This window comes from Streptomyces sp. NPDC048659 (genome assembly GCF_040650575.1).
GTDB lineage: Bacteria > Actinomycetota > Actinomycetes > Streptomycetales > Streptomycetaceae > Streptomyces.
Genome location: NZ_JBEZHM010000020.1, coordinates 109,836 through 122,248 on the forward strand (window position 1 = coordinate 109,836; position 12,413 = coordinate 122,248).

Annotated in this window: 10 protein-coding genes; 8 read left to right on the top strand and 2 right to left on the bottom strand. The window is 75.5% G+C overall.

Going from position 1 to position 12,413, the window contains the following annotated elements:
- The first annotated feature begins 191 nt into the window (after positions 1-191).
- The 6 genes from AB0C99_RS17955 to AB0C99_RS17980 all read left to right on the top strand — a co-directional run bounded on the left by AB0C99_RS17955 (position 192) and on the right by AB0C99_RS17980 (position 7,553).
- Positions 192-1,052: a hypothetical protein gene (locus AB0C99_RS17955; RefSeq protein ID WP_362475868.1), complete on the top strand. Its 861-nt coding sequence runs from the start codon at positions 192-194 to the stop codon at positions 1,050-1,052.
- Between the two features lie 155 nt (positions 1,053-1,207).
- On the top strand, positions 1,208-2,092 hold the full coding sequence (locus AB0C99_RS17960) for an FAD binding domain-containing protein (RefSeq protein ID WP_362475869.1): 885 nt from the start codon (positions 1,208-1,210) through the stop codon (positions 2,090-2,092).
- Positions 2,089-4,878, top strand: coding sequence for a molybdopterin-dependent oxidoreductase (locus AB0C99_RS17965; protein WP_362475871.1), 2,790 nt, complete (start codon positions 2,089-2,091; stop codon positions 4,876-4,878). Before AB0C99_RS17960 ends, AB0C99_RS17965 begins: the two co-directional genes overlap by 4 nt.
- 141 nt (positions 4,879-5,019) lie before the next feature.
- Complete coding sequence (locus AB0C99_RS17970) at positions 5,020-5,475, top strand: molybdopterin-dependent oxidoreductase (RefSeq protein WP_362475873.1); 456 nt, start codon at positions 5,020-5,022, stop codon at positions 5,473-5,475.
- A 114-nt stretch (positions 5,476-5,589) separates the two neighbouring features.
- On the top strand, positions 5,590-6,642 hold the full coding sequence (locus tag AB0C99_RS17975) for a serine hydrolase domain-containing protein (RefSeq protein WP_362475875.1): 1,053 nt from the start codon (positions 5,590-5,592) through the stop codon (positions 6,640-6,642).
- Positions 6,643-6,710: 68 nt separating this feature from the next.
- Positions 6,711-7,553, top strand: coding sequence for a hypothetical protein (locus AB0C99_RS17980; protein ID WP_362475877.1), 843 nt, complete (start codon positions 6,711-6,713; stop codon positions 7,551-7,553).
- On the opposite strand, the gene AB0C99_RS17985 is transcribed toward AB0C99_RS17980, so the two are convergent.
- Positions 7,541-8,221 carry a TetR/AcrR family transcriptional regulator C-terminal domain-containing protein gene (locus AB0C99_RS17985; protein WP_362475879.1) on the bottom strand — a complete coding sequence of 227 codons (681 nt, stop codon included), beginning with the start codon at positions 8,219-8,221 and terminating at the stop codon, positions 7,541-7,543. The genes AB0C99_RS17980 and AB0C99_RS17985 overlap by 13 nt on opposite strands.
- Positions 8,222-8,360: 139 nt before the next feature.
- On the opposite strand from AB0C99_RS17985, the gene AB0C99_RS17990 reads away from it, so the two are divergent.
- Both AB0C99_RS17990 and AB0C99_RS17995 read left to right on the top strand, forming a co-directional pair.
- Positions 8,361-8,993, top strand: coding sequence for an NAD(P)H-dependent oxidoreductase (locus AB0C99_RS17990; protein ID WP_362475881.1), 633 nt, complete (start codon positions 8,361-8,363; stop codon positions 8,991-8,993).
- Between the two features lie 14 nt (positions 8,994-9,007).
- Entirely contained in the window at positions 9,008-10,438 is a 1,431-nt protein-coding gene (locus AB0C99_RS17995; RefSeq protein WP_362475883.1) for a DHA2 family efflux MFS transporter permease subunit, read from the top strand.
- A 10-nt stretch (positions 10,439-10,448) separates the two neighbouring features.
- Here AB0C99_RS17995 and AB0C99_RS18000 read toward each other — a convergent pair.
- Positions 10,449-12,413, bottom strand: a 1,965-nt coding sequence (locus tag AB0C99_RS18000) for an ATP-binding protein (RefSeq protein ID WP_362475884.1), incomplete at its 5' end; no start/stop codon positions are given.

Consider the following 12,413-nt stretch of genomic DNA (forward strand, 5'->3'; position numbering starts at 1 on the left):
GTCGTCTCTCACAGGTATGACCGGGCGGCGTCCGCCACCTCATCGGCAGGCGCGCGGTGAACCCCGTCACACGCCGGGGCGGCTCCGGCCATGCGGGTGAACAGGGCCGTGGGCGCGGCCACTTCGGGTCAGCGGGCGGCCATGCTGAGGGCACTTCCGCCTTCCCGCCCCCCGTCACGAGGAGAGCCGGCATGGGCCGCTCGTCCACCGCCGCACTGACGGCCGCCACCCTGCTCGCCGCCGTCCTGCCGGCCGTCCTGCCCGCCGCCGCCCCGCGCGCCTTCGCCGACCCGGGCCCGGCGACCGCCCTCGCCGCCGAGTCCGCCGCGCCCGCCGCCCGCACCATCACCCAGCAGCCCGGGCACCCCGCGATCATGTACCCGGGCCGGGCGGTGACCGTCGCCGCGTACTGCCCGGCGGGGACGAAGCCCACCGGCGGCGGGGCCATCGTGCAGAGCGACCCGCAGAGCGCCGTCTTCATCAAGGAGTCGGCCCCCGTCGACGAGAACCTCTGGCGGGTGCGCGCGTACAACGCCTCCGACGAGGTGCAGACCCTGCACCCCCGGGTGGTCTGCTCCTCGGAGACCACCCTCACCACCCACGCCGGGCCCGTGAGCCCGCTGCGGCCCGGCGAGTCGGACGACCCCAGCGTGGCGGGCTGCGGCGGCGGGCAGTACGTCGCGGGCGGCGGTTTCGAGGCGGGCGAGTTCACGTACGCCAGCCAGTCGGTCTTCGACGACGACCGGCGGTGGACCGCGCGGGCGAAGAACACCGGCTCCACACCCTCGTCCGTCCGGGCGTTCGTCGTCTGCTCGGCCTTCGCGCCCACCCTCCGCAGCGTCCGGATGGAGCTGCGGCCCGGCGCGGTCGGCACCGTGAGCGTGGACTGCCCGGCGGGCCAGGTGCCGACCGGCGGCGGTGTGGACGGCAGCCTGGACACGCTCCTGAACTCCTCGGGCCCGACGGACACGGGCTGGACGGTACGGGCCACCAACACGGCCGTCGTCCCGCTGGGCGTCGTCTACGCCTCCGTGGTCTGCTCCACCCCCTGAGCACCTGAGCACCAGAGGCCCCGGTTCTCCGGGGCCCGTCCCCGTCCCCGTACCCCTCCCCTGGTCGATCCTCCAGACCCCTCCCCGCCCCACCCCCCGTATTCCGGGCCCCGAACCAGTCGTTCCGGCCATATGGCCGGAGTTTCACTGGCGGCATGGATCTGAACACGGTGACGGACGTGCGGGACGCGCGGCTGCGTGAGCCCTGGCGGCCGGGCGACGCCTGGCTCGGCGGGGGGACGTATCTGTTCTCCGAGCCGCAGCCGCACCTGCGGCGGCTGATCGACCTCGGCCGGATGGGCTGGGAGCCGCTCACCCGGCACCCGGACGGCTCCCTGGAGATCGCCGCGACCTGCACGATCGCCACGCTCTCGCGGTTCGGGCGGCGCGGGCTCGACGCGGTCGCCGCGCCGCTGTTCGAGCAGTGCTGCCGGGCCTTCCTGGCCTCGTTCAAGATCTGGAACATGGCCACGGTCGGCGGGAACCTCTGCAACGGGCTGCCCGCCGGGCCCATGATCTCGCTCACCGCCGCCCTCGACGGGAGCTGTCTGCTCCAGGCGCAGGACGGCTCGCTGCGGGAGCTGAAGGTCGTCGACTTCGTCACCGGCGCCGGGCGCAAGGACCTGGGCGAGGGCGAGCTGCTGCGGTCCGTGACGCTGCCCGCGCGGGCGCTGGGGTGCCGGACCGCGTTCCGGCAGGCGTCGCTGTACGGGCTGGGCCGCTCGGGCGCGCTCGTCATCGGGACGCTCGATCCGGTGGACGGTTCGCTGGCGGTGACGGTCAGCGCGGCGACCGTGCGCCCGTTCCGGTTCTGGTTCCCGCTGCCGCCGACCCGGGCGCAGCTGCGGGCCGCGATCGAGGCGGCGGTCGCGGACGAGGACTGGTTCGACGACATCCACGGACTCCCCGAGTGGCGGCGGCACATGGGCTTCCGGCTCGCGGAGGAGGTCCGCCGCGAGCTCACCGCCGAACCCCGGACCGCCGCCGGCCCCCGAGCCGCCGGCCCCTTCCCCACCGGCCACCAGGAGCGTGCCCGATGAGCTTCCGCGTCCAGGTCAACGACCGGCCCTTCGAGGAGGAGCCGCGCGCCGGGCAGTGCCTGCGCACCTATCTGCGCGAGCGCGGCTGGTTCGGCGTGAAGAAGGGGTGCGATGCCGGGGACTGCGGCGCCTGCACCGTGCACGTCGACGGGGAGCCCGTGCACAGCTGCATCTATCCGGCCGTACGGGCCGAGGGGCGGGCCGTCACCACGGTCGAGGGCCTGGCCGCGCCGGGCGGCGAACTCCATCCCGTACAGCAGAGGTTCCTCGACGCGCAGGGCTTCCAGTGCGGCTTCTGTACGGCCGGGTTCCTGATGACCACGGCGGCGCTGGAGGCCGAGCGGGGCACCGCGCACGACGACGGCAAGCTGGACGACCTGCCGCGCGCCTTCAAGGGCAACATCTGCCGCTGCACCGGCTACCGCGCCGTGGAGGACGCCGTGCGCGGGGTCGCGCACACCGAACGGCCGTGCGCCGGGAAGGCCGTGGGCCGCAGCGTCGGCGCGCCGGCCGGGCCGCAGGTGGTCACCGGCACCGCCCGCTACACCTTCGACGTGCAGGTCCCGGGGCTGCTGCACATGAAGCTGCTGCGCTCGCCGCACCCGCACGCGCGGATCCTGGCGATCGACACGGCCGCCGCGCTGCGGGTGCCGGGTGTGGTCGCCGTGTTCACCCACGAGGACGCCCCGGACACGCTCTACTCCAGCGCCCGGCACGAGCATCCGACGGAGGACCCCGACGACACCCGGGTGCTGGACGACGTCGTCCGGTACGTGGGGCAGCGGGTCGCGGCGGTCGTGGCGGAGAGCGAGCAGGCGGCCGAGGAGGGCTGCCGCCGGGTGGAGGTGACGTACGAGGAGCTGCCGTACGTCCTCGACCCGGAGGAGGCGATGGGCCCGGGGGCGCCGGTGATCCACGCGGGCAAGGGGCCCGAGGTGCGGATCGCGCGGGTCGAGAACAACGTGGCGGGCGAGGTGCACGGGGAGATCGGGGACGTCGAGGCCGGTTTCGCCGAGGCGGCGGTGGTCTACGAGGAGACCTTCCGCACCCAGCGGGTCCAGCACGCCAGCCTGGAGACGCACGGCTGCGTGGCGTACTTCGAGCCCCGGGAGGACGGCGAGGGGGAGCGGCTGACCGTGCGGTCCTCCACCCAGACGCCGTTCCTCACCCGGCGGGCGCTGTGCGCGCTGTACGGGCTGCGCGAGGACGAGGTGCGGGTGGTGGCGGGCCGGGTCGGCGGCGGGTTCGGCGGCAAGCAGGAGATGCTGACCGAGGACGTGGTCACCCTGGCGGCGCTGCGGCTGCGGCGCCCGGTGAAGCTGGAGTACACGCGCGCCGAGCAGTTCTACGGGGCCACCACCCGGCACCCGTTCACCATCGGCATCAAGGTGGGGGCCCGCGCGGACGGCACCCTCACGGCCGTGCGGATGCGGGTGGTGGCGAACACGGGCGCGTACGGCAACCACGGCCCGGCCGTGATGTTCCACAGCGTCGGCGAGTCCTTCGCGGTCTACCGCGCCCCGCACAAGAAGGTCGACGCCTACTCCGTCTACACCAACGCCGTCCCGGCCGGCGCCTTCCGCGGCTACGGCCTGGGCCAGGTGACCTTCGCCGTCGAGTCCGCGATGGACGAGCTGGCGCGGCTCCTCGGCATGGACCCGCTGGAGCTGCGCGAGCGGAACATCATCGGGCCCGGCGAGGGGATGCACAGCCCGATCGGCGAGGAGGAGGACCTGCACATCGCCTCGTACGGGCTCGACCAGTGCCTCGCGGTGGTGCGGAAGGCGATCGCCGAGGACCGCAGCGCCGAGGACGCGCCCGAGGGGTGGCTGGTCGGCCAGGGCACCGCGATGGCGATGATCGCGACGGGCCCGCCGGGCGGCCACTACGCGGACGCGCGGGTCTCGCTGCTCGCGGACGGGACGTACGACATCGCCGTCGGCACCGCCGAGTTCGGCAACGGCACCACCACGGTCCACCAGCAGATCACCGCCGGGGCGCTGGGCACCACCGGGGACCGGATCACGGTGCGCCAGTCCGACACGGACGTGGTGCGGCACGACACCGGCGCCTTCGGTTCGGCGGGCACGGTCGTCGCGGGCAAGGCGGTGCTGCTGGCCGCGTCCTCGCTGGCGGAGCGGCTGCGGAGCTTCGCCGCCCGGCACACGGGGGTCGCCCGGCACCTGTGCGTGCTCGGCGCGGAGAGCGTCGACTGCGCGGGGCGGAGCGTGCCGCTGAAGGAGCTGTACGAGGCGGCGCACGCGGCGGGGGCGGCGGAGGAGCTGGCGGCGGACGGGCACTGGGGCGGTTCGCCGCGCTCGGTGGCGTTCAACGCGCAGTGGTTCCGGGTGGCGGTGGATCCGGGCTCGGGCGAGATGCGGATCCTGCGCAGCGTGCACGCCGCCGACGCCGGGAAGGTCATGAACCCGATGCAGTGCCGGGGGCAGGTGGAGGGCGGGGTCGCGCAGGCGCTGGGCGCGACCCTCTTCGAGAACGTGCGGATCGACGGGCGGGGCGAGGTGACGACGGCGGCGTTCCGGCGCTACCGGCTGCCGCAGTACGCGGACGTGCCGCGGACCGAGGTGCACTTCACCGAGACCACGGACTCGATCGGCCCGCTCGGCGCCAAGTCGATGAGCGAGAGCCCGTTCAACCCGGTGCCGCCCGCCTTCGCCAACGCGCTGCGCGACGCGACCGGGATCCGCTTCACGGAGGCGCCGTTCACCCGCGACCGGGTCTGGCTGGCGCTGGACGGCTTGGCTCATCGACCCGGAGGATGCGCGTGACCTTCTCGTAGCAAGCTCACAAATGCCGGGCAGATAGGCGGATCGGGGCCGCAGGCACGGTTTCGGGGGCGGCGGCCGGGTATCAGTCGCGTGGGCGGGGGACGGCCGCCGCCCGGCGAGCGTACGAAGGGATCATCGACGATGAGCGGATCCTTCGCCCTGTGGGGCGAGCTGGCCCACCCCGTCACGCTGACCGTGGCGGACCTGCGCCGGGAGTGGCCCGCGCACCGGGCCCGGGTCGTCTTCGACTGCGCGACGGCCGGGCCGCAGCACCACGTGTTCGAGGGCCCGCTGCTGCGCGAGGTGGTGGGCCGGGCGGGCCCGGACTTCGACCCGGCGCGGCGCAAGGAGCGCTCGCGCTTCCTGCTGACGGTGAGCGGCGGCGACGGGCACCACACGGTGCTGTCCTGGGCGGAGATCGACGCCGACTTCGGGGACGCGCCGGTGCTGCTGGCCACCCGCATGGACGGGGTGGAGCTGGACGCGGCCGGTACGCAGCTGGTCGTGCCGTCCGACCGCTGCGGCGCCCGGTACGTGAGCGCGGTGACCGGGATCTGGGTCGGCACCCTGCCGGTCCGGGTGCCGGTCGGGGCGTAGACGGGGCGTGGGCGGCGCGTCGAATTCCGTCCCAACGGGCGGCAAAACATGGGGAGTTCCTCGCCGCGCCGGGGCCGGTGACGGCTTCCGGCGGGGTAGACACCTGGTGTGAACATGACGTCCAGGACTTCTCTCGTCGAGCGGCTCCTCCAGGACGGGGTGCGCTCCCTCGCCTTTCCCGGGGCCGTGTGGGCCGTCGGCGACGCCGGCGGGACGACGGCGGGCGGGGCCGTGGGGCTGCTCGATCCCGCGCGGCGCGACGAGCCCGCGCGGCCCGACACCCTCTACGACCTCGCCAGCCTCACGAAGGTCATCGCCGTGTGGCCGGTGGTGGGCACGCTGGTCGAGGCCGGCGCGCTGCGCCCGCACACCCCGCTGGGCGCCTTCTGGCCGGAGGTCGCCGGGCGGCCACTGGCGCCGGTGACCCCGCACCAGCTCCTCACCCACACCGCGGGGCTGCCGCTGCGGGCCAACCTGCGCCGGCTGTACGGGACCGACCCCGGGGACGTACGGCGCGGGGTGCTCGGCGAGGAGCTGCGCAGGCCGCCCGGCGAGGCCGTCGAGTACACCGACCGGGCGGCGCTGGTGCTCGGCTATCTGGCGGAGCACCTGACCGGGCGCCCGCTGCGGGAGCTGGCCGCCGAGCGGATCTGGGGGCCGCTCGGGATGACGGAGACGCGGTACGGGCCGCTGCCCGCGGCCGTGGCGGCGCGCTGCGCGCCGACGGAGTTCGACGAGCCGACGGGCGCCCATCTGAAGGGCACCGTGCACGACTTCTCCAGCCGCCTGCTGGGCGGCGCCTGCGGCATAGCGGGCGCCTTCTCCACCGCCCGGGACCTGGGGCGGCTGCTCGCCCACGTGCTGGCGGCGGGCGGGCGGGGCGGGGCGGCCGGGCCGTTCGGGCCCGGCTGGGTGGCGGATTCGCTGCGGGTGCGCACGGGTGGCCTGGTGCCGCCCCGGGGCCTGTTCTGGCACCTGGCGCCGGGCACCGGGGCGCGGGACGACGTGTGGACGCACTACGGCTTCACCGGCACCGGGATGTGGGTCAGCCCGGCGCGGGGCCGCTGGGCGGTGCTGCTCACGAACAAGCTGTACTTCACGCGGGAGACGGGTCCCGTGACGGCGGTGCGCGACGCGTTCCGGGCGGCGGTCTTCCCGGCCACGTGACCGGAGGGCGGTGGCGTCGTTGCACGCCGTAAACGATCAGGTAGGCGAACGGTGGTGGAGGCGCGGCGATGGGTGACGAACGGACGGTGCTGGTCAGGGAGCTGGTTCTGGGCGGCGCGGAGGACGTGCGGGAGGCGGCGGAGGAGCTGGCCCGGGGGGCCGCGGTGGTGCACGGCTTCGCCAACTTCTACGCGCTGACCGCCCGCCCGGAGCGGGAGGCGGTCGAGCGGGTCAACCGCTTCAAGGGGCGCCCGGCGGGGCAGCCCGGCAGCGTGACGGGGCCGCCGGGCGTGCTGCCGGGGCTGTTCGACTGGACCCGGCTGCCCGCGGAGCTGCCCCGGCGGCAGCTCAGGTCGCTGATGGACGAGCTGTACGAGCTCGGCCCGTTCGGCTTCCGGGGGCCGGCCGCCGAGCGACTGCCGGACCATCTGACGGTGGTCTCGGACGGGGTGGCGACCGTGCAGGTGATCGCGCCGGGGCGGCGGTGCCCGTCGAACGCCTTCCTGGCCGAGGCGATCGGGCGGGCGGGCACGGAGTACCTGTTCGTCACCTCGGCCAACCGCTCCCGGCAGCTTCCGCACTGGCGCGCCGAGGGGGCGGTCGCGGACTTCGGCCGGGAGCCGGAGGTGCGGGTGCTCGCGCATCCGGACGACGCGGCGGCCCGGCGGCGCCATCCGCACCACGAGCCGGTGTCGACGAGCGTGCTCTCGTTCCACCGGGCCGCGGGGCGCGGCCGGTCGGGGCTGCCGGCGCTGGTCCTGGAGCGGCAGGGCTCCCTGTCGGCCGACCACATCCGCTCGGTCGCGGCCAACCACGGCTTCGCCCTGGTGCCGGCCGCCGGGGCGGCGGCGCGGCCCTCGGCCCGCGCCTATGTGCCGGTGCCGGGCGGGCCGGTGCCTCAGGCGCGGTAGGCGCGCAGGAAGGCGGCGACGCCGCCGGTGAGCAGCCGGTCGGTCTCGTCCTCCGGGAGCGGCACCACGCCGTAGTGGGAGCGCTGGAGGATGGCGGCCGAGGTGAGCGCCACGAAGTGGAAGGCCGCGAGGGCGGCGTCGCCGTGCACGTCGAGCAGGCCGGCCCCGGCGAGCCCCGCCATCGCGTCGGCGAGGGCGTCGCCGACGGGGGCGGGGCCGGCCTGCTGCCAGGCGGCCATGACCTCGGCGGGGACGTGGCCGGCCTCGGCGTGGATGTGCCGGACGAGCGCGAAGTGGTCGGGGTATTCGGCGATCAGGTCGGTGAAGGCGTGCGCGAGGGCGCACAGTTCGCGCTCCAGCAGCTCGGGGTGGGGCGGCCTGGCCGGGTCGAGCAGGGCGTGCAGCCGGGCGAGCTGGGCGTCCCGGACGGTGTGGGCGGTCCAGGTGATGACCGTGCCGAAGAGCTCGGCCTTGCCGCCGGGGAAGTGGTTGTAGACCGTGCGCGTGGAGACCCCGGCGGCGGCGGCGAGCGCGTCGACGGAGGCGCGCGCGTACCCCTCGCGACCGAAGACCCCGCAGGCCGCGCGGACCACGGCGAGCTGCTTCTCCCGCTTGCGGGGCGGGATCTCGCGCCGGGCCCGCTCGCTCCGGGTGTCGTCGCCGGCCATGCGCTCCTCCTCTGTCGACACCGCAGCGTAACCGCCGCAGCGAAGTACAACGTGCGTTGCACTTTCTACAACGCTCGTTGTACTTTAGCGGAGCGCCGGACGCGCTCCGCGTCCGCACCGCTCCGGGAGGGGACCCGCCATGTCCGAGAACACCAGCACCAGCACCACCACCGGCACCGACGCCACCGCGCCCCTGCGAGTCGCCGTCCTCGTCGGCAGCGTCCGCGAGGGGCGTCACGCCGACGCCGTCACCGACTGGTTCCTCGGCGTCGCCCGCCGCCACGGCGGCCTCGACCTCGACGTGATCGACCTCGCCGAGGTCGACCTGCCGCTCGTCATGCCGGGCTGGGGCGGCACGCCCGACCCCCGCGCCACCGCCGCGCTCGCCGGGGTCTCGCCCCGGCTGGCCGCCGCCGACGCCTTCGTGGTCGTCACGCCCGAGTACAACCACAGCTTCCCGGCCGCCCTGAAGAACCTCCTCGACTGGCACCGCGAGGAGTGGCGCGCCAAGCCCGTCGGCTTCGTCTCCTACGGCGGCCTCGGCGGCGGGCTGCGCGCGGTCGAGCAGCTCCGGATGGTCTTCGCCGAGCTGCACGCCACCACCGTCCGCGACTCCGTCAGCCTGCACGGCCCCTGGTCCGGCCTCGGCCCGGACGGCGCGCCGCGCGACACGGCCGTCACCGAGGGCGCCGCGAAGGGGATGCTCGGCCAGCTCCAGTGGTGGGGACGGGCGCTGCGCACCGCCCGCGCGGCCCTCCCGTACCAGGGCTGAGCGGCGGGCGCCCGATGAGCACCCTCGCCCCCCGGGCCGGCCGGACCGCCGGCCCGGACGGCCCGCCCGGCACCCCGCTCGGCCGGGTCCTGGCCGTCGTCGTGATCGGCTCCGTGATGTCCGTCCTCGACGTCACCATCGTCCACATCGCCCTGCGCAGGCTCTCGGACGCCTTCGACACGACGCTGGCCACCATCCAGTGGACCGCGACCGCCTACTCCCTCGCGCTGGCCGCCGTCATCCCCACCGCCGCCTGGGCGATGGGCCGGATCGGCGCCCGGCGCACGTACCTCACCGCCCTCGCCCTCTTCACCCTCGGCTCGCTGCTCGCCGCCCTCGCCTGGGACGCGGGCAGCATGATCGCCTTCCGTGCCGTGCAGGGGCTCGGCGGCGGGCTGCTCATGCCGGTGGGCATGGCGATGGTGATGCGGGCCGCCGACCCCGAGCGCTTCGGGCGGGCGATGGCCCTGCTCGGACTGCCCGTCCTGGTCGGCCCGGTGGCCGGGCCCGCGCTCGGCGGGTGGCTGCTCGACACCGCCTCCTGGCACTGGATCTTCCTGATCAACCTGCCGGTCGGCGCCGTCGCGCTGTTCCTCGCCGCCCGGCTGCTGCGCCCCGACACCCCGCGCCCCGGCGACCCGGCGCCCCGGCTCGACCTGCCCGGCCTGCTGACCCTCTCCCCCGGCCTCGCGCTGCTGCTGTACGGGCTGGCGCGCGGCGGCGAGACCGGCGACTTCAGCGCGCCCGGGACGCTGCTCCCCGTGCTGGCCGGGCCGCTGCTCGTGGCGGTCTTCGTGCGGCGGGCCCTGACGGTCCGGGAGCCGCTGCTCGACCTGCGGCTGCTGCGGGACCGCACCTTCGCCGTCGGGATCGCCACCCTGGCGCTGTTCACCTGCGGCTACTTCGGCTCGATGCTGCTGGCCCCGCTGTACTGGCAGGGCGTGCGCGGCTTCGGCCCGACCGCCGCCGGGCTGCTGGTCGCCCCGGTCGGGCTCACCGTCGGCGTGACCATGCAGATCGCCGCCCGGCGCGTGGACACCGCCTCGCCCCGGCGGCTGATCCCCGCGGGGGCCGCCCTCGCGGCCCTCGGCATGGCGCTGACGGCCCTGGCCACCGGCACACAAGACGTGGCGCCCTGGCGGGTGGTCGCGGCGGCGATGCTGATGGGCGCCGGCGCGGGCATGGTCCTGATGCCGACGATGACCACGGCGAGCCGCTCCCTCCCGAAGGACCGGATGGCCGCGGCCAGCACCGCGCTCGGCATCAACTCGCAGCTCGGCGCCGCCGTCGGCACCGCCCTCTGCTCGGTGGTGCTTAGTACGGCGGGCCCGGGACCGGACGGCTTCCGCACGGCGTTCGCGGTGGCGGCGGCCCTGCTGGCGGCGGCGGTGGCACCCGCCCTGTTCCTGCCGGGCCGCGCCGCCCGCGCCGCCCGCGCCCGCTGACGCCGCCGGGTCAGCGGGGGCCGAGGGACGCCGCCAGGGGCACGGTGATCGCCATCGACAGGCCGCCGCCGGGGGTGTCCTCGGCGGTGATGGTGCCGCCCATGGCCTCGACGAAGCCCCGGGCGACCGCGAGGCCGAGGCCCACCCCGGCGCCGCGCGGGGCGTCCCCGTACCGCTGGAAGGGCGCGAAGATGCGGTCCTTGGCGTCGTCCGGGACACCCGGTCCGCGGTCCACCACCCGGATCTGCACCTGCCCGGCGACGGCGCCCGCCGAGACCAGGACGGGCACGCCGCCGGGGCTGTACTTGACCGCGTTCTCCACGATGTTGGCGACCGCCCGCTCCAGGAGCCCCCGGTCGACGGCGACCATCGGCAGGGTCTCCGGGATGTCGAGCTCGACGCTCCCGTCGGGGACGCCGCCCAGCGCCATCGGCACCACCTCGTCCAGGTCCGTCTCGCGGATCACCGGCGTCACCGTCCCGGTCTCCAGGCGCGACATGTCGAGGAGGTTGCCCACCAGGTGGTCGAGCCGGTCGGCGCCGTCCTCGATGCCCTCCAGGAGCACCGCCCGGTCCGCCTCCGACCACTCCACGTCGTCCGAACGCAGCGAGGTCACCGACGCCTTGATGCCGGCCAGCGGGGTGCGCAGGTCGTGGCTGACGGCGGCCAGCAGCGAGGTGCGGATCCGGTTGCCCTCGGCGAGCGCGCGGGCCTCCTCCGCCTGGTCCACCAGCCGCTGCCGCTCCAGCACCACGGCGGTCTGCGCGGCGAAGGCGCCGAGCACCCGGCGGTCCTCGGCGGGCAGCACCCGGCCGGTCAGCACCAGCACCAGCCGGTCGCCGACCGTCATCTCGACGTCCGCGCCCTCGGGCCGCTCCACCGGGGCGGCGCCCACGCAGGTCACCCGGACCCAGGGGCCGGGCTCCCCGGCCCGCTCGAAGAGGGCGACCGACTCCATCGAGAAGGTCTCCCGGAGCCGTTCGAGGAGCGCGTCCAGCCCGGTCTCCCCGCGCAGCACGCTGCCCGCGAGGAACGACAGGGTCTCCGCCTCCGCGCGCAGCCGGGCCGCCTGGTGGGTGCGCCGGGCGGCGAGGCTCACCACGGAGGCGACCGAGGCCCCGACACCGGCGAAGATGCCCAGCGCGACCATGTTCTCCGGGTCGGCGATGGTCAGTTCGCCGATCGGCGGGGTGAAGAAGTAGTTGAGGACCAGCGAGCCGACCGCCGCCGAGGCGAGCGCCGGGAGCAGCCCGCCGATGAGCGCGGCGGCGACCGTCAGCGACAGGAACAGCAGCATGTCGTTGGCGAACCCCAGGCCCGGCACGAGCGCGCCGAGGAGCAGCGCCAGCGGCAGCGGCCCGGCCACGCCGACCAGCCAGCCCCAGACGATCCGGGCCCGGGAGAGCCGGCCGCCGCGCACGCCGGGCAGCCTGCGGCCCTTGGCGACGGCGTCGTGGGTGACGATGTGGACGTCGAGGTCGGGGCCCGACTCGCGGGCGACGGTGGCGCTGACGCCGGGGCTGAACACGGACTGCCAGGAGCGGCGGCGGCTGACCCCCAGGATGATCTGGGTGGCGTTGACACCCCGCGCGAAGGACAGCAGCGCGGCGGGGATGTCGTCGCCGACGACGTGGTGGAAGGTGCCGCCCAGGTCCTCCACCAGCGTCCGCTGGACGGCCAGCTCCTTCGGGGAGGCCGAGGTCAGGCCGTCGCTGCGGGAGATGTAGACGGCCAGCACCTCGCCGCCCGCGCCCTTCTCCGCGAGCCGCGCGGCCCGCCGGATCAGGGTCCGGCCCTCCGGCCCGCCGGTGAGCCCGACGACGATCCGCTCCCGGGAGGCCCAGATGGCGGAGACCCGGTGTTCGGTGCGGTACTCCTGGAGGTACTCGTCGACCCGGTCGGCGGTCCACAGCAGCGCCAGCTCGCGCAGCGCGGTGAGGTTGCCCGGCCGGAAGTAGTTCGACAGCGCCGCGTC

Bases quoted from the DNA above. Each gene is read 5' to 3' on its own strand.
- AB0C99_RS17980 (WP_362475877.1), top strand. From the start codon at position 6,711: ATGGGTGACGAACGGACGGTGCTGGTCAGGGAGCTGGTTCTGGGCGGC.
- AB0C99_RS17985 (WP_362475879.1), bottom strand. From the start codon at position 8,221: ATGGCCGGCGACGACACCCGGAGCGAGCGGGCCCGGCGCGAGATCCCG.
- AB0C99_RS17970 (WP_362475873.1), top strand. From the start codon at position 5,020: ATGAGCGGATCCTTCGCCCTGTGGGGCGAGCTGGCCCACCCCGTCACG.
- AB0C99_RS17990 (WP_362475881.1), top strand. From the start codon at position 8,361: ATGTCCGAGAACACCAGCACCAGCACCACCACCGGCACCGACGCCACC.
- AB0C99_RS17955 (WP_362475868.1), top strand. From the start codon at position 192: ATGGGCCGCTCGTCCACCGCCGCACTGACGGCCGCCACCCTGCTCGCC.
- AB0C99_RS17995 (WP_362475883.1), top strand. From the start codon at position 9,008: ATGAGCACCCTCGCCCCCCGGGCCGGCCGGACCGCCGGCCCGGACGGC.
- AB0C99_RS17965 (WP_362475871.1), top strand. From the start codon at position 2,089: ATGAGCTTCCGCGTCCAGGTCAACGACCGGCCCTTCGAGGAGGAGCCG.
- AB0C99_RS17975 (WP_362475875.1), top strand. From the start codon at position 5,590: ATGACGTCCAGGACTTCTCTCGTCGAGCGGCTCCTCCAGGACGGGGTG.
- AB0C99_RS17960 (WP_362475869.1), top strand. From the start codon at position 1,208: ATGGATCTGAACACGGTGACGGACGTGCGGGACGCGCGGCTGCGTGAG.